Source organism: Flavobacterium sp., from assembly GCF_036782315.1.
Taxonomy (GTDB): Bacteria; Bacteroidota; Bacteroidia; order Flavobacteriales; family Flavobacteriaceae; genus Flavobacterium.
Genome location: NZ_DAIPZK010000001.1, coordinates 351,710 through 369,144, shown reverse-complemented (window position 1 = coordinate 369,144; position 17,435 = coordinate 351,710). Strand labels below are relative to the sequence as shown.

Here is a 17,435-nt window from a genome sequence, read left to right as displayed (position 1 = left end):
AAGCGCAAGGAATTTAAAATTCTTTGCGCTTCATTTTTTAACAAAACTAAAACATTGAAAATGAATTAGTTTAATAATTTTTCCTTAATTTTAAGAGCTCAAATCTACTATTATGAAAACAACACTTCTTTTCAATTTCATTTTGCTGTCGTTCTTTGGGCAATCTCAAACCATAGCTTTACAATCTTTTGCAACTGGTTTTGACAGCCCTGTTGAAATTACTCACGCAGGCGATTCCCGATTATTTGTAGTTCAAAAAGGCGGTTTAATTAGAATTCTCAATACAAACGGCACTGTTAATACTACTCCTTTTTTAAATTTATCTTCCATTGTATCTACTGGTGGAGAACGTGGATTATTAGGATTAGCTTTTCATCCCAATTATACTACAAATGGTTATTTTTTTGTAAATTATACCAATATTGCTGGAAATACAGTAATTGCAAGATATAGTGTAGATTCGGGAAATCCAAATGTTGCGAATACTACTGGTACCATTTTAATGACAATTGCACAACCTTATTCAAATCATAATGGTGGAAGCATAAAATTTGGTTCAGATGGTTATTTATATATAGGAATGGGCGACGGTGGAAGTGGTGGAGACCCAGAAAACAGAGCACAAAATATCAATGATAATCTTGGTAAAATGTTACGAATCGATGCTAATTCAGCCATTGCCCCTTATTATTCAAATCCCGCCACAAATCCATATGTTGGTAGTGCGGGCAACGATGAAATTTGGGCAATAGGATTAAGAAATCCTTGGAAATTTTCCTTTAATAGATTGAATGGTGATTTATGGATTGCTGATGTGGGTCAGAATGCAGTAGAAGAAATTAATAAAATTGAAAATCCACTGCCTAACACAGGAATTAATTTTGGTTGGAGATGTTACGAAGGAAATTCTACATACAATACTACAGGTTGTGGTTCTTCTAGCACTATGACTTTTCCGTTTGTTCAATATGCTCGTTCGGGTGGCGCTTGTTCTGTTACTGGAGGTTATGTTTATACAGGCTCCGTTTATCCCAATTTTCAAAATAATTATTTCTTTACAGACTATTGTGACAATAAAATTAGAATGGTTAACAGCGCTGGAGTCATTACAACTTCTACTGCATTTGCAGGCAATAACTTTGTAACTTTTGGTGAAGATATAAATGGCGAATTATATATTGCCGGAATAACCTCAGGAACAATTTACAAAATCATTGATTCTTCTTTAAGCAGTTCTGATTTCGAAACTAATGGTTTTTCATTATTTCCAAACCCTGCTAAAGAATTATTTACTATAAAAAGTTCGATAACTAATTTAGCCACAAAATTGGATGTGTTTGACTTAACAGGAAAATTGCTTTTTACTAAAAAATTAATTAACTCTCCTGAAAATACAATTGCCACTACTTCCTTATCAAAAGGAATTTACTTAGTTTCTGTCGAAACCATAAACGGAACCAATTACTCAACAAAATTAGTCATCGAATAATTGGACTCCTTTCTTTTTAAGGCGCTGGATTTGGAATTAATTCTTGAATTTTCTCAATTTCAGCTACAATTTCGTTTGATAAAACAGTATCGAAAGCTTGAATGTTTTCTTGTAATTGTTCCATAGTGGTAGCGCCAATAATCGTTGAAGTTACAAATTTTTGACGATGTACAAAAGCAATTGCCATTTGGGTTAAGGTCAAACCGTTGGCTTCCGCTAATTCTTTGTATAATTTGGTTGCTCTGAAGCAGTTTTCATTGGTATATCGAACGAAATTTGGAAACAATTTCATACGAGAATTCTCTGGATATCCGTTCAAATATTTTCCAGATAAAAATCCGAAACCTAATGGAGAATATGCTAATAAACCAACATTTTCACGCATTCCAATTTCAGACAAACCTACTTCATACAAACGATTCAACAATGAAAATGGATTTTGAATTGTGGCAATTCTTGGTAAACCGTGTTTTTCGCTTTCCATTAAAAAACGCATTACACCCCACGGATTTTCATTTGAAACCCCAATGTGTTTTATTTTTCCTTCTTTGATTAATCCATCATAAACTGTTAGTACATCAAAAATATTGTCTTGCCATTTGGTATCAATTTCCTGAACACCGCGTTTTTGAAACATGTTCATAACACGTTCTGGCCAATGCATTTGATATAAATCGATATAATCAGTTTGTAAATTTTTTAAACTCAACTCTACCGCTTCATGAATACTTTTCTTTGAAAAATCTAATGGCTGACGAATGTATTCCATTCCGCGATTTGGTCCTGCAATTTTAGTGGCTAAAACCAATTTTTCACGTTCAGAAGCACCAATTTTCTTAATCCAAGATCCAATGTGACGTTCTGTACTTCCAAAGATTTGAGCATTGCCACCAATTGGATACATCTCAGCCGTATCAATAAAATTGATTCCTTTTTCAATAGCATAATCCAATTGCGAATGCGATTCGCTTTCTGTATTTTGATTACCAAAAGTCATCGTCCCTAAACATATTTTACTGACTTTTAGCTCGGTATTAGGTAGTGTTGTATAGTTCATTGTTATATTTCAAAGTAGCAAAGATACAAAGTAGTAAAGTTTCTTAAAAAGAAAAAAGTTCAAAGAAATTCTCTGAACTTTTAAACTTTTAAACTATAAACTTTTAAACCTTTTATAGTTCATTCAACATTTTAGAAATTTCATCTAACTTAGGAGTTAAGATGATTTCAATTCTTCTATTTTTAGCTTTCCCTTCTGCGGTTTCGTTGCTCATTAATGGTGCATATTCTCCACGACCAGCTGCCGTTAAATTTTCTTTTTTCACTTTAGCATTCGCCGATAAAATGTTTACGATAGCAGTTGCACGTTTTGTTGATAAGTCCCAGTTATTTTCTACTCCACCGCCAATTGTTCCAGTGATTTTATCATTATCAGTATGCCCTTCAATTAATACAGAAATATCTGGATTATCTCCTAAAACTTTCCCAACTAAATCCACTGCTTTTTTACCTTCAGCACCCACAGTCCAACTTCCTGATTCGAAAAGTAATTTGTTTTCCATAGAAACATACACTTTTCCGTCTCTTTCTGTAACTGTTAAACCTTTACCTTCAAAAGCTTTTAACGATTTTGATAACGTTTCTTTTAGTTTTTTCATTGCCGCATCTTTATCAGCAATCATTTTTTCTAATTCTGCTAATCTTCCAGAAGAAGCTTCTAAATCCTTCTTCAATTTATTTAAACGATCTTGTTCAGCAGCTAACGCTTTTTCTTTAGCCTCTAATTGTGCTAATAATTCTCTATTTTTCTTAATATTTGATTCTAATGCGTCGTTACTATCTTTTTCTAGAGCTGCGTAAGAAGCTTTTAAGTTGTCTAAACTCTTTTTAGTTGCCGCATAATCTGCCGCTAATTTATCGCGTTCTGCTTTTACTTTATCTAATTCGGTTTGCAGTTTATTTTTGTCTGCTTCTAATTGATTTTTATCGGTTTTTAAAGCCGTATTTTCATCTGATAAAGCGTTGTGCTCTTTCTTTAAATCTGCATATTTGTTTTCTAAATCTTGATAGATTTTTTTAGAAACACATGAGGTAGTTAAACTTAAAACTACACAAGCAAGGGCAATTTTTCTAATCATTACTTTTCTATTTTTTTGATTAATTGATTCTTATTTAATTTCTACTAAAACTGGACAATGATCGGAATGTTTTGCTTCGGGCAAAATTACAGCTCTTTGAATTTTATCTTTCAATGGTTCGGCTGCCAAACAATAATCGATTCTCCAACCTTTGTTATTATTTCGAGCATTGGCTCTATAACTCCACCAACTATAATTGTGTGGTTCTTTGTTTAAATGGCGAAACGTATCTATAAAACCGCTTTTCATAAAACCATCTAACCAAGCGCGTTCTTCGGGTAAAAAACCTGAAACTTTTGCGTTTCTAATTGGATCATGAATATCGATTGCTTGGTGACAAATATTATAATCGCCACAAATTACCAAGTTAGGGATTTCTTTTTTCAACTCATTAATATAGTTTTGAAAATCGTCCATATACTTGAATTTATGATCTAATCTATCAATATTTGTGCCAGATGGAAGGTATAAACTCATCACTGATAACCCATCAAAGTCCAAGCGTAAATTTCTTCCTTCAAAATCCATGTGCGGAATTCCTGTTCCAAAAACCACTTTTTTAGGTTGTATTTTTGATAAAACGGCTACGCCACTATATCCTTTTTTTTCTGCTGGAAAATAATACTGATAAGGATAACCCGCTGCTTCAATTTCTAATTTTGGGATTTGATCTTCGGTTGCTTTAATTTCCTGAAGACAAATTACATCGGGATTCGCTTGTTGCAACCATTCTAAAAAACCTTTGGTAATGGCGGCGCGAATTCCGTTTACATTATAAGATATGATTTTCATTTACTCTTGTAGCTTTTGACCAAATGTACTAAAAAGGTTTGTAAAAATAAAAGTTTGATTTTATTGATTTTCTAATTCACTAACTATCAGCTTGCTAAAAAATATAACAAAATAGCTTTTTTTATTAGCCGTTGAAAAGTGCTCAAAATTCCTCAAAATTCTTATCTTTGTTTCTTGCTCAAAAAACAATACTGAATGGGTTTAGTTACTGCTAAAGAAGTTGCAAAGGCAATAAATGCTGATAAATACGGAGTTTTAGGGACTTTCTCGGGTTGGTTACTCATGAAAGTACTTAAGATTTCAACGCTCAACAAAATTTATGATAGAAACAAACATTTGAGTGAATTGGAATTTTTAAATGCTATTTTAGATGAATTCCAAATCAAATTTGAAATCCCCGAAGAAGATTTAAAACGTTTACCAAAAGAAGGTCCATATATTACGATTTCTAATCATCCACTGGGTGGAATTGATGGTATTTTACTATTGAAATTAATGTTAGAAAGAGAACCTAATTTCAAAATTATTGCCAACTTTCTACTGCATCGAATCGAACCGATGAAGCCCTATATAATGCCGGTAAATCCGTTTGAAAATCATAAAGATGCTAAATCGAGTGTTGTTGGAATTAAAGAAACCTTACGTCATTTAAGTGATGGAAAACCGCTAGGAATGTTTCCAGCTGGAGAAGTTTCTACTTATAAAGACGGAAAATTAGTTGTTGATAAACCTTGGGAAGAAGGCGCGATAAAAGTCATACGTAAAGCGCAAGTTCCTGTTGTTCCTATTTATTTTCATGCGAAGAATAGTAAATTATTTTATTTCTTATCGAAGATTGATGATACGCTTAGAACAGCTAAATTACCAAGTGAATTACTGACCCAAAAAGACCGCGTAATTAAAGTTCGTATTGGAAAACCCATTTCGGTAGCCGAACAAAACGAATATCAAGATATTGAAAGCTATGGTGATTTCTTACGCAAGAAAACCTATATGCTTTCGAATGCTTTTGAAGACGAAAGTAAAATTAATTTACCAAAATTAACGATTCCAAAACCGCCTAAACAAATTGCTAAGCCTGCCAATCAAGAGCAAATTTTAGAAGAAATGGCTTGTTTGAAAAAAGGTGATTATCGCTTATTGCAAAGTAAAAATTATGAAGTTTACTTTGTAACAGCAGATAAAATCCCGAATATTTTACATGAAATTGGTCGTTTACGCGAAATCACTTTTAGAGAAGTTGGGGAAGGAACAAACGAATCGTTAGACCTTGATGATTACGATAAATATTATCACCATATGTTTTTATGGGATGATGAAGCCCAATGTATAGCTGGTGCTTATCGTATGGGATTAGGTTCACATATTTATCCACAACATGGAATTGACGGTTTCTATTTGCATGAATTGTTCCGTTTTGAACCCGAATTGTATGATATGATGAGTAAATCTATCGAAATGGGTAGAGCGTTTATCATTAAAGAATATCAACAAAAACCAATGCCTTTATTCTTGTTATGGAAAGGAATTGTACACACTACTTTACATTATCCTGAACATAAATATTTAATTGGTGGTGTAAGTATTAGTAATCAATTCTCGGATTTTTCAAAATCGTTGATGATTGAATTTATGAAGTCGCACTATTACGATCCGTATATTGCGCAATACGTTCACCCGAAAAAAGAATACAAAGTAAAACTAAAAGACGCCGACAAAGATTTCGTTTTCAATGAAACGGAAGCCGATTTGAATAAATTTGACAAAATAATTGACGAAGTAGAACCAGGCAATTTACGTTTGCCGGTTTTAATTAAAAAATACATCAAACAAAACGCTAGAGTTGTAGCATTTAATGTTGACCCATTGTTTAATAATTCGGTAGACGGCTTAATGTACATTAAAATTGCCGATTTACCAGAAAGCACCGTGAAACCCGTTATGGAAGAATTTCAAGCGGAATTAGAAAGAAAAGAGAAAGGCTAATCGATTGATTAGCCTTTTTTATTAAATATTTTGATTTTGTTTCTTTAATTCTACAACAGTTGTGTTTGCAATGATGTCTCCCAGCCTTTGATTATTAGCTGAATTTTTTATGGTTAAAATCCCGATAATTCCAAAAGGAAACATATCAATCGGATCAAATAGATGTCTTGTTATAGATTGACCAAAAGTTAATTCACCATTATTGGATTTTAGTGATTTCGGCTTCAAATTCATGATCGAATTTCCTAATGTGGCCCCAAAAAAAACTTCTGTTAATACAATAATTGTAAACCACATAATAAAAGGAACAATAGCTGCAATTCCAGTAACTGAGAAACCTCCTTCATTATTAGGCTCTCCAAAAGAATAAAGGTATGCAAAGATTAAAGCATACAAAAGAACGTAATCTATCAATCCTGCAATAAATCTTTTTCCAATATTTTTTTTATTATATACTTGATTCATAACTAAAATTACAATTCAACACTATCAACCCTCTCTTTAAAATCTTCCCAAGCCTCTTTCGTTAAAATTGGCTTCGATTTTATTTTCTTCCCTTTTAGGTAATTCAAAATGGTTTTGGCTCTTGCTTCTGATTCAGGGTGAGTAGAAACCCAATACGTGTATTTGTGTAACTCATTGTCAACGGATAATTCGTAAAGAAAGTCAGCAAATGGTCTTGGATCAATATTCGCGTTAAGCAAATATTTTACACTTTGCATGTCGGCTTCGGTTTCTAAACTTCGGTCGTAGGCTGATGATGAAAGCGTTTTTAAAATTTCTCTTATTACAGTGCCATTTGAACCCGTTGTAATCGATAATAAAACCGAAAGCCCAATTTCTTTTGATAGTTTTTTCATTACATGATTCCCTTCAATATGAGCAATTTCGTGACCTAAAACCCCTAATAACGCTTGCTCGTTTTTACATGCTTTTATTAAACCGGTGTAAACCACCAAATGATTATCGGGCATGGCAAAAGCATTTACCTCATCTTTATCAATGATGTGTACTTTTAAACTGTCTCTTTCGATTTTGTTTTCCTTACAAATTGGCAATAATAAAGAATCTAATGTATTCACAATCGAATCATCTAGAATGATAGTTTCGCTTAATTCGATTTCATTCCAAATAATATCACCAATACTTTTTTCAGTCCCTGTTTTAGCTTCCTTTACTTTAAAATGTTTCACAAAATCAATTTGCGATAATAACATCCAAACACCAAAAAATAGTGCTACAACGATTAATCCTTTACTTAATAACTTCATTTGTTTTGCAAATTAAATTCGTAACATCTCCAAAAAAGAAGAATTCCGTGTGTTGTCCTTTTCTTACTTTCGTTGCGATAATTAAAGTGGAGAAAAATTCAATTAAGTTAAAAATCACTAACGTAATAATGTAGGCAAAATAATAATTAGTAGCCATTTCATCAGAAAATAAGATGGAAACTGTCCACCAAAAACCAGCACTATTAAAGAAAAATAATCCCAATTGAGAAACCAAAGCTTGCGTACAATGCCATTTAACAAAAGCCGTACTTTTTCTGTTTCCTAAATAAAAGAAGACACTTGCCAATAAATTTAAAATTGGTAATGGCAAACCTCCTATTACGGCTACAAGTGACATCAAATAACTATTCGATGCCCGTTCTAATTCCGATTCGTGAGGTTGATAATAAAATTTTGCTGTTGTAATCATAGATTTTTTTTAATATTCCAAATCCAATTGGCTATTACAAGTACGATAAGTATAATAGCAACTTTTCGTTTTCTGAGTATCGATTCTGTTTTTAAATAAGCAATGTAAAAAGTTTCCTTTTTTTGAATGAAATCATAGCTAATCCAAATAGGAGCTATAATCATAATTAGTCCAACAAGTAAACCAAAAGGATTGATTAAAATTGCTGAAAGAAAATTTCCGTGTGAAAGTTGCATTACAGAACGTGTAGTTCCGCAAGAAGGACAAGGAACAGTGGTTACTTTTTTGAACAAACAAACGGTAAATTCTTGATTTTGAATTTCGTGTTCGTGTTGCAAAGAAAAAAGCAACCAACTATACCCTACAAAACAAGCGAATAAAATAAAAATATATAGCTTGTTTTTATGCATTATTAGAACATGAAAGTTCTGTTAAATAACTCCATGTTTTTCTCTTTGGTAGCACCTTGAATTAAAAACCAATCCACGATAGCCCAAACTCCTAAACCACCACAAGTAAGTAGTTTACCAACTCCCATTCCAGTATCACCGATATAAAAACGGTCGATTCCATATGCTCCAGCAAAAATTGAAATTAATAAAGAAGTTGTTGGATCTTTGAATTGAAGAGTTTGTACCATTGGCCATTTATCATCATCCATTTGTAATAAACGTTCTCTGATTGCGTTTAATTGATGACCTTCGAAAAATTTGGCGTTCGTCATCATGAACATGTCTACTTTTTGTGCTTCCATTGTAAAATTGTTTGTTTTAGTTGTCTCCTACTCGTAAGGCTTTTCGGATGCGCCATAAAATGCTAATATAAAAAATATTTTCTTTATTAGTCGACAACCAAGTTAAAAGTTACAAATTTTATTGATAAATCTTACAAATCTTATCTACTATGGTCTGTGCTAATTTTTGATGACTTTCGAATGTCCAACCTGCAATATGTGGCGTTAACAATACATTTTCGGCGTTTAAAAGATATTCAAAAGCTACTGGTTTATCGCCTTCAAACAAGGTTTCAAAAGATAATTTTTCATATTCCAAAACATCTAAACCGGCGCCTAAAATTTTGCCTGATTGTAATGCTTGAACCAAATCAACAGTTACTACGGAATTCCCTCTTGCTGTATTTATGAACCAAAACGGTTTTTTGAATTTATTTATAAAAGCTGCATTAATCATCTTATCGGTTTCAGGTGTCCAAGGTGTATGTAAACTTAAAACATCGGCTCTTTCTTGAAGTTCTGATAATGAAACTTGAGTAGCATTAACATCACTCATATTCGGTAAAATATCATGACATAAAACGGTTACATCGAAACCTCGAAGTTTTTTTGCGAACGATTTCCCCATATTTCCATAACCAATAATTCCGACCGTTTTGCCTTCTAATTCATGTCCACGATTGGCTTCTCGCTTCCAATGACCTGATTTAACTTCGCTATTAGCCTTATTCAAATTATTAAAAAGTGATAACAACATCGCAATAGCATGTTCGCCAACGGCATTAGCATTTCCTTCTGGAGCTGCGATTAAATGAATTCCTTTCGCTATAGCATAATCACAATCGATGCTTTCTAAACCAGCTCCAACACGAGCAATGAATTGTAAATTTCTAGCTTTATCTAAAAACGTTTTATCAATTTTAAAACGGCTACGAATGACAATACCATGATAGTTTTCGATTTTGGCTTCTACTTCTTGTTTAGATGAAGTAAAATCGGCTTCATTATGAAAACCTGCTTGCTCTAATTGTTTCCATAGAAGTGGGTGATTGCTATCGATATGAAGGATTTTAATGTGGGCTACATTCATGATTTTCTATTGAAATATAAAAGTACGAAATTGATTCAAAAAAAATGAGGCCATTGAGACCTCATTGTGTTTTAATTTAACCAAGCTTCTGGATTTAAAGTGGTAGTGTTTTGCAATACCAAAAATTTGATAACTGCTTTACCAGAAGAATCGGTATGAATTTTTCCAATATTTTGTTTGATACTCACTTTTTGACCTTTTGAAACATTAACCGAAGATAAATTCAAATATACTGTTATGAAATCTCCATGTTGGATATAAACTGCTTTATTATTAGCCGAAATTACTTGTACTTGTAAAACTTCTCCGCTAAAAACTGCTCTTGCTGACGATCCTGGTTCAGTAGAAATTTCAACACCACTATTATGTATCGTTAAATTTTTATGGACTGGATGTGGTTGATCTCCATGAGCTAAAGAAATGTATCCTTTTTCAACAGGCCATGGTAATTTACCTTTGTTTGCTTTAAAATTATTAGATTCTATTTTTCCTTCAGCAGTTAAAACAAATTTGGTTGCTTCAGTAGTTCCTGCTTTTGGAGCTGTAGTTCCTGCTTTTTCAGCATTTCTTTTGTTTGCTGCGGCAATTTCATCAGCAATTATTTTCTTGATTTTACGATCAATATCTTTAGCTTCTTTTTGTTTTTTATCAATTTCTGCAGCTAATTTCTTTTTGTCTTTTTGAATTAGTTTAACAAGGCGTTCTTGTTCTTGTTTCTCTTTTTCTAATTCTTGTTTCTCTTTTTCAGTTTGAGCAATTACAACCTCTTTTTCTTTTTTACTTTCTGATAATCGTTTTTCTGCTTGAGCTAATTTGTTTTGTTTTTCTTTGATTTCTTCCCCTTGCATTTTTCTGAATCCTGCATATTGCTTCATATATTGAATTCTCTTGTAAGCTTGAAGAAAATTCTCAGAAGAAAGGATAAACATGATTCTACTTTGCTCATTTCTACTTTTATATGATTTTACAATCATTTTTTCGTAGTCTTCTTTAAGTACTTTTAATTCTCTATTTAACTTGTTCATTTCTAACTGAGTCAAATAGATTTCATCACTTAAAATACGTGTTTGCTTAGCAGTGGTATTTAGTAATTTTTGTCTTAATTCAATTAAATTCTTTTGCTGACTAATTTGAGTTAAAACCGATTTCTCTTTCTTTTTTTCATTTTCCAATTGCGCTTTGTTTTCTGAAATTTCTTTCAAAATTTGTTCTTTACGTTCCTCTAGCTTTTGCTTTTCTGAAGGTTGTGCAAAACATAACGTAGTGATGAAAAAGAAGCATATGATTTTAATAAATTGACTCATGCAAGATAGATTTTTACAAAGGTAACTTTTTTACTTAAATAAAAAATTAATTGATTTCAACCGCGGTATATCCGCTTGGTATAGAATAAGGGTAACTCAAATTTTCGTTAAATGTTGTGCTTTTATACTCAATATCAATTTTAATCTTGTCTTTTTGTTCTGCTTTAATTTTAATTTCATTAGGCAAATACATCCCTTTTTCTTCTTTAAATGAAGGATAACGAATTTCTAAATTTCGGTTTTTACTTGCTTGAACAATCGTTTCTTTTTTCAATAAGTAATTAGCGCCTTCAAAATAAAATTCTTTTGAAACATCACCATTATTAGGCAACGATAATTTAAACATTTTATCTACTATTTCTGAAATCCATTGGTCTTTTGTTAAATCATCAATAGCTTTTCCTAGAAATAAATTTTGCACTTTATTAAAATCTAAATCCGTTCCTAACCATTGACTTAGCAAACTGAAATCACCTTCAAAGTAAGTACTGTTTGGCTTTTCATAATAACTCACTTTAGTTGGAGTTATCATAGCTTTTGCCATTGGAATTCCAATAAATTTAATATTTATCCAAATGATTTCATCTTTTTTAATACGAATATCGGCATGTAAAGAATGTGATTGTTTTGCATCTTCATACTTAGCATTAGCTTTTATGCTTAGCGTTTTAAAATCGTGTTGATTCTTATAATGACCTTTGATTACTTTTGAAACTTCGGTATTTTCATTTGCAGCAGCAGTTGCCACGGCTTGTTTTGATTTACATCCGACTAAGAAAACGATTAAAATGGCTGATAGTATTGATTTCATTTATTTTTGTAATTGCTTTAATTTGTTGGTATACATTTCTTTTTTAGCCTTATCATTCAAATTTTCGCAACTGATAATTAATTGTTTGTAAAAATTAATATTAAAACGATTATTGTAAGTGCCGTTTTCCGAAGGATTAAACTCTACTACAAAATCCAAGCCGTTTTCTAAAATATTTTTGGCTTTTTTATATTCTTTAAGTTGATTATATCCTAAACCTGCGTAAAAATAAAACCCAACCTGAGTTGGAAATGACTCCAAATAATCTTCTGCTTTTTTGGTTAGCATTTGAAACTCTTGCTTTTGAAACAAGACTTCTAAATACAATTCCATGGCTTCCACATCATTTGGATTCTTTTTTATTCCTTTTTCAAAATAATATGCTGCTTTGTCTAAATCGTTCTTTTTCAAGAAAAATTTTGCTACTTCTTTAGCTACGTTGACTTCTTTATCGTTATCAAAATACGGAATGGCCTTATCTATATCTTTTAAATAGGTTGGGTTTTTTACTGCAAAAATCAGGAATTCATTAAAAACACGATGCTTTATTTTTAAATCCATTCGATCATTCTCAACTATTTTGAACATCGATTTTGAAGCGTTTTCTCCATCATTATTATTTAAATGAAATTTCACTAAACTTACATGTGCCCAATCTGAATTTGGGATTTCTTTTTCTAGTTGTTTTGCTACTTCAAACGCTTTGTCTTCCTGATTAAAATTAGTATACAAAACAATCAAGTCGATATAATTTTGCTCTACTTTTGGATTCTTTTTTATGGCTTCTTCTAATTGTTCTTTTTGAGGTTTAGAATACGCATTTGATTCTTGAATCTTCAATTTGTAGTATTCCATAGTGCTGGTTAACTTCGCCTTTGATTCCATTTTTTTTAATAAATCCAAAGCTTTACCATGTTGATTAGTATTCATGTATAGCGACACCAAATCATCATTCATATTAGTATCAAATTCTACTAATTTTTCAACAATGGGAATTGATTTTTGGTAATCTTTCGTTTGATAATATACATCGTACAATCCGTTCCAATACCAACGTTGTTTGTTGTCTAACTCGATAGCTTTTTTAAAGGCATTTTCAGCATCTACATAATTTTTTAGACTTAAGTAATTTTTACCTAATTCATATTGAAATGCCGCATTTTTTGGTTCTTTTTCAATGCATTTTTGAATCGCCACAATTGCTTTATCATAATTTTCTATACCACGTTGTTTCATGGCTTCATAAAAATTATTTTCTAATTGGTCATCTACCAAAGCAATCACATCGGGATTTTCTTGCGCCAACAAGTGATTCCCAAAACTGAAAAGCAGGAATGTAAATAAAGCTATGTGTTTTTTCTTTATCATCTATTCTAAAACCGAATAATCTCCGATACTAATACTTGTAAAATTGCCATCAAAATTCACATGGTTTCCTATCATAGCGTTATCTAAATTCGCATTTTTGATATGAGCGTGTGTTTGAATCAAACTATTTTTTATTGTTGAATCTATTACGTGACATCCTTTCCCTAAAGATACATTTGGTCCTACAGTTGCATTAATCAATACCACATCTTCAGCAATAGAACAAGGAGGAATAATTGTTGCGTTTTCTAATTTTACATCAGCAGAAACTAAATTTTCTCCATCTTTATGTAAAAACCCTAACATTCTTGTGTTTGTTTCAACAGTAACGTTTTTATTTCCGCAATCCATCCATTCATCTACTTGACCTGGTACAAATTTCATGCCTTTTGCCATCATTTGTTTAATACCATCGTTAATTTGGTATTCGCCACCATGAATAATGTTGTTATCTAACACCGATTGCAATTCATTTTTCAAAATCCCAATATCTTTGAAATAGTAGATGCCAATAACCGCTAAATCCGATACGAATTCTTTTGGCTTTTCTACCAATTCGATGATTTCTCCATTCTCATTTAAGTTTACTACACCAAAAGCTTCTGGCTGATCGACTTGTTTTACCCAAATTACGCTATCGGCAGTAGTATCTAAATCAAAATCAGCACGAATTAACGTATCAGCATACGCAATAACCGCTGGTCCTGATAAAGAATCTTTAGCACACATAATGGCATGACCCGTTCCTAATGCTTCATTTTGATAGTAAATCGTTCCTCTTGCGCCTAACTTTTGAGCAATGGCAATTAAATCTTCTTCAACTTTTTTACCAAAACTCTCATGAATAATAAACGCAACTTCATCTATTTTCTGATTTAAAACGCCAGCAATATCTTCCACTAAACGATGAACGATTGGTTTTCCTGCTACTGGAATTAATGGTTTTGGAACTGTTAAAGTATGTGGGCGAAGGCGTGAACCACGACCTGCCATTGGTACGATTATTTTCATGTTAGCCCCCTAACCCCCGAAGGGGGGAATTCCTATTAGGGGTCAATAGGATTTTATTAATTAATTCAATTTATTTATAAACTATTTACACAATTTTGTCAGTTCCCCTTTCGGGGGTTAGGGGCTTTACTTCACTCCCGTGCTGCCAAAACCACCTTCTGCTCTTGAGGTTTCTGATAATTCGGTTACTTCAATCCATTCTGCGCGTTCGTGTTTGGCGATGATTAATTGGGCGATACGTTCTCCGTTTTCGATTACAAAATCTTCATTGGATAAATTTACTAAAATCACACCGATTTCTCCACGATAATCAGCATCGACTGTTCCTGGTGAGTTTAAAACCGTGATTCCTTTTTTGGCTGCTAAACCGCTTCTTGGACGTACTTGAGCTTCGTAACCAATTGGTAATTCAATGAAAAGCCCCGTTTTTACGATGGTTCTTTCTAATGACTTTAGCGTTATTGGTTCTGATATATTCGCACGCAAATCCATTCCAGCTGAAGCGATAGTTTCGTAGTTTGGCAACTCATGATTGGATTTATTGATGATTTTGATTTGCATTTTTAATTTAATTTTTTAGAACACAGATCTTAGAAATGGGATAAATCGTTACTAAATCTATAATTCAAAGTTATTATTTTCTTCTAATAATTGTTAAAATGGTTTCTTTTTCGTTTCGGTATACAAAGTAAGCAAAAAACAAGATAGCTGCAATTCCGAAGATGTAAGTTTCACGTAAAATTGGCACATAAAATGAAACTCCTGAAAGTACTATTGCCAATCCCAAATAGGTAAAAATCGATTTCTTGTCATAAGGAATTGGATATTTTTTTTGTCCCATGTAGTACGAAATCAGCATCATGGTTCCGTAAGCCAAAATAGTGGCAATTGCAGAACCCATGTAACTAATAATTGGAATTAAAAGTAAATTTAAACCTAAAGTTACAATGGCTCCAACAATTGAAATGTAAGCACCAATTCTGGTTTTATCAATTAACTTATACCAAACCGATAAATTAGTGTAGATACCTAAAAAGAAATTGGCTAAAACAATTAATGGAACAATTTTCATTGCCGACCAATAACTTTGGTTATTCACTAAAATTAATTTTAAAATATCGGCAAATACGATAACATTTAAACATATGAACGAACCAAAAATGACAAAATATTTCGTAATCGTAGCATACGTTTGAGGCGCATTTTCATTTTTTGCGTGACTAAAGAAAAATGGTTCAATTCCAAGAGTATAAGCCGTTCTAAACAACACCATAAACATTCCAATTTTATAACAAGCTGAATAGGCTCCAACATCTGCCATATCAACATTCATCGATTTTTGAAGTATTTTATCAAAATGTTCGTTTATGGCAAAGGCAATTCCGGCTACTAAAATAGGCAAACCATATTGCATCATTTTCTTCCATAAATCGGTATCAAATTGCCATTTAATATTGAAATAATCTGGCAATACAAATAATAATGTAAATAAACTTGCTATTAAATTTGAAACGAAAATATAACCAATTTGAAAGTCTTGGTGATAAATAGTTTGAATAAACATATTATCAGTATTTGCTGCCCATTTAGGTAAAAATGCTAAGAAAAAAACATTTAATGATAGATTAATTAAAACATTTAAAATTTTAATTACAGCATATTTTATTGGACGACCTTCGGCTCTAATTTTGGAAAATGGAATAATCGCTAAAGCATCTAAAGCTAAAATCCAAATGGTAAAAACTACATATTCAACATTGATTTTTGACCAAAGTGCTAAGTCTTTACGCAATAAAAGAAACAGAACTAAAAATCCAATTGTAGACCAAAAAAGAGAAATGATGGATGTTGAAATTACTTTTCCTTTATTTTCTTCTGAATTGTAAAATCGAAAAAAAGCCGTTTCCATTCCGTAAGATAAAATTACATTGAAAAAAACCAAATAAGAAAAGATTACTGAAACTTCCCCATATTCTTTATTTGGGAGATAATCAGTATATAATCGAACTAATAGAAAACTCAACATTCTTGGCAACACTGTTGCGATGCCATAGATTGCTGTTTGTTTAAAAAGACTTTTACCTGAACTCAAATTATTCGTTTTTTAGAATAACAAATGTAATTAAAACTTTGGTCTTGCCGAAGGATATTCTAAAGCTGGTTTTTCAATTACATTCGTAATTTTTTGTTGGTATTCTTTACCTTTTTTCAAATAAATTAAAATGGCTTCGTTATCCTTAAGTTTGGTATTGTTTTTTGGACTTGTAAAAATTGGGGAATTATCATCATCATGCTTTTGCTGATTTCCCGGAGTTTTTATCATTGCCTGAAAATGCAAGTTGTCTTGTTTTTCAAACGGCACTTCGTAACCTCTAAAAATTACTTTTTTTAATTGGATGTTAGTGGGCAATTCTGTTTTGAGTTCAAGATAAAAGTTAATTCCGCTTCCACCCCCACGAACTCCTGCAACCCAACTTTGATGAGAAGCTTCTGCAATTTTAATTTCGGATTGCGCTTCTGCTTTGTTAACTGATCCGCATGAAACTATAAATCCTACGAAAAAAACGACTATTAAATTCTTCATAATCCTTGTTTTAAATATTTCACAAAATGAAACCCTTTTGGAACAAATCCGTGATTCATGTAGAATTTTTGGGCTCCAAAATTGGTGGTATACGCATCTAACGCCATCATATTACAATCTTCATCTATTGCTTTTTGGTTGAGATATTCAGTCATAATGCTTCCAATACCTTTGGAACGAAAATCTTCATGCACAACTACATTATCCAATTCTAGATATTTACCACTCCATAGTTTAGTTCCTATCCAAAATCCTGCCAAACCCATCGTGATTCCGTTTTCAACCGCTATCAGTTGTTTGTAATTGTGCGGAATCATTTTATCTAACAAATCGCCATAAATTTCTAGCGTATAATCAGGATATAATTGTTGGATAATAGATAATTGTTCCAACATTTCGGCTTTTGTTCCTAATTCAATTAACTGTGGCAT

General features: G+C 32.1%; 19 protein-coding genes. 2 read left to right on the top strand and 17 right to left on the bottom strand.

What is annotated here, in order from left to right; translation table 11 throughout:
- Positions 1-112 precede the first annotated feature (112 nt).
- The gene (locus V7P59_RS01660) at positions 113-1,489 is read left to right on the top strand and encodes a PQQ-dependent sugar dehydrogenase (protein ID WP_333808023.1); all 1,377 of its coding nucleotides are present in this window, start codon (positions 113-115) and stop codon (positions 1,487-1,489) included.
- 16 nt (positions 1,490-1,505) lie between these two features.
- Here the strand turns inward: V7P59_RS01660 and V7P59_RS01655 are convergent, their stop codons facing one another.
- From V7P59_RS01655 to V7P59_RS01645, 3 genes are all read right to left on the bottom strand, one after another.
- A complete protein-coding gene (locus V7P59_RS01655) occupies positions 1,506-2,546 on the bottom strand; it encodes an aldo/keto reductase (protein WP_333808022.1) in 1,041 nt (346 codons plus the stop codon).
- A gap of 112 nt (positions 2,547-2,658) precedes the next feature.
- Positions 2,659-3,624 (bottom strand): OmpA/MotB family protein, encoded by a 966-nt coding sequence (locus V7P59_RS01650; RefSeq protein WP_333808020.1) that lies wholly within the window; start codon positions 3,622-3,624, stop codon positions 2,659-2,661.
- A gap of 30 nt (positions 3,625-3,654) precedes the next feature.
- Positions 3,655-4,416, bottom strand: a complete 762-nt coding sequence (locus V7P59_RS01645) for an exodeoxyribonuclease III (RefSeq protein ID WP_333808018.1) — start codon at positions 4,414-4,416, stop codon at positions 3,655-3,657.
- 195 nt (positions 4,417-4,611) lie between these two features.
- Between V7P59_RS01645 and V7P59_RS01640 the strand changes: the two genes are divergently transcribed.
- Complete coding sequence (locus V7P59_RS01640; protein ID WP_333808017.1) at positions 4,612-6,402, top strand: lysophospholipid acyltransferase family protein; 1,791 nt, start codon at positions 4,612-4,614, stop codon at positions 6,400-6,402.
- Between the two features lie 21 nt (positions 6,403-6,423).
- Here the strand turns inward: V7P59_RS01640 and V7P59_RS01635 are convergent, their stop codons facing one another.
- The 14 genes from V7P59_RS01635 to V7P59_RS01570 all read right to left on the bottom strand — a co-directional run bounded on the left by V7P59_RS01635 (position 6,424) and on the right by V7P59_RS01570 (position 17,435).
- A complete protein-coding gene (locus V7P59_RS01635) occupies positions 6,424-6,867 on the bottom strand; it encodes an RDD family protein (protein WP_333808016.1) in 444 nt (147 codons plus the stop codon).
- An 8-nt stretch (positions 6,868-6,875) separates the two neighbouring features.
- On the bottom strand, positions 6,876-7,673 hold the full coding sequence (locus V7P59_RS01630; RefSeq protein ID WP_333808014.1) for a M48 family metallopeptidase: 798 nt from the start codon (positions 7,671-7,673) through the stop codon (positions 6,876-6,878).
- Positions 7,657-8,103, bottom strand: coding sequence for a hypothetical protein (locus V7P59_RS01625; RefSeq protein ID WP_333808012.1), 447 nt, complete (start codon positions 8,101-8,103; stop codon positions 7,657-7,659). Before V7P59_RS01625 ends, V7P59_RS01630 begins: the two co-directional genes overlap by 17 nt.
- A complete protein-coding gene (locus V7P59_RS01620; protein WP_333808010.1) occupies positions 8,100-8,513 on the bottom strand; it encodes a DUF2752 domain-containing protein in 414 nt (137 codons plus the stop codon). The genes V7P59_RS01625 and V7P59_RS01620 overlap by 4 nt, the downstream gene beginning before the upstream one ends.
- 2 nt (positions 8,514-8,515) lie before the next feature.
- Positions 8,516-8,857 carry a TM2 domain-containing protein gene (locus V7P59_RS01615; protein WP_073581315.1) on the bottom strand — a complete coding sequence of 114 codons (342 nt, stop codon included), beginning with the start codon at positions 8,855-8,857 and terminating at the stop codon, positions 8,516-8,518.
- A 118-nt stretch (positions 8,858-8,975) separates the two neighbouring features.
- A complete protein-coding gene (locus V7P59_RS01610) occupies positions 8,976-9,926 on the bottom strand; it encodes a 2-hydroxyacid dehydrogenase (protein ID WP_333808005.1) in 951 nt (316 codons plus the stop codon).
- A 71-nt stretch (positions 9,927-9,997) separates the two neighbouring features.
- Positions 9,998-11,230: a murein hydrolase activator EnvC family protein gene (locus V7P59_RS01605; protein ID WP_333808003.1), complete on the bottom strand. Its 1,233-nt coding sequence runs from the start codon at positions 11,228-11,230 to the stop codon at positions 9,998-10,000.
- 46 nt (positions 11,231-11,276) lie between these two features.
- Positions 11,277-12,041 carry a DUF4292 domain-containing protein gene (locus tag V7P59_RS01600; protein WP_333808002.1) on the bottom strand — a complete coding sequence of 255 codons (765 nt, stop codon included), beginning with the start codon at positions 12,039-12,041 and terminating at the stop codon, positions 11,277-11,279.
- Positions 12,042-13,409: a tetratricopeptide repeat protein gene (locus tag V7P59_RS01595; protein ID WP_333808000.1), complete on the bottom strand. Its 1,368-nt coding sequence runs from the start codon at positions 13,407-13,409 to the stop codon at positions 12,042-12,044.
- Complete coding sequence (locus V7P59_RS01590) at positions 13,410-14,420, bottom strand: sugar nucleotidyltransferase (RefSeq protein WP_333807998.1); 1,011 nt, start codon at positions 14,418-14,420, stop codon at positions 13,410-13,412.
- 126 nt (positions 14,421-14,546) lie between these two features.
- Positions 14,547-14,981, bottom strand: coding sequence for a dUTP diphosphatase (dut, locus tag V7P59_RS01585; RefSeq protein WP_333807997.1), 435 nt, complete (start codon positions 14,979-14,981; stop codon positions 14,547-14,549).
- A 73-nt stretch (positions 14,982-15,054) separates the two neighbouring features.
- Entirely contained in the window at positions 15,055-16,512 is a 1,458-nt protein-coding gene (locus V7P59_RS01580) for a lipopolysaccharide biosynthesis protein (protein WP_333807995.1), read from the bottom strand.
- A 30-nt stretch (positions 16,513-16,542) separates the two neighbouring features.
- Positions 16,543-17,004, bottom strand: a complete 462-nt coding sequence (locus V7P59_RS01575; RefSeq protein ID WP_333807994.1) for a hypothetical protein — start codon at positions 17,002-17,004, stop codon at positions 16,543-16,545.
- Positions 17,001-17,435, bottom strand: coding sequence for a GNAT family N-acetyltransferase (locus V7P59_RS01570; RefSeq protein WP_333807993.1), 435 nt, complete (start codon positions 17,433-17,435; stop codon positions 17,001-17,003). Before V7P59_RS01570 ends, V7P59_RS01575 begins: the two co-directional genes overlap by 4 nt.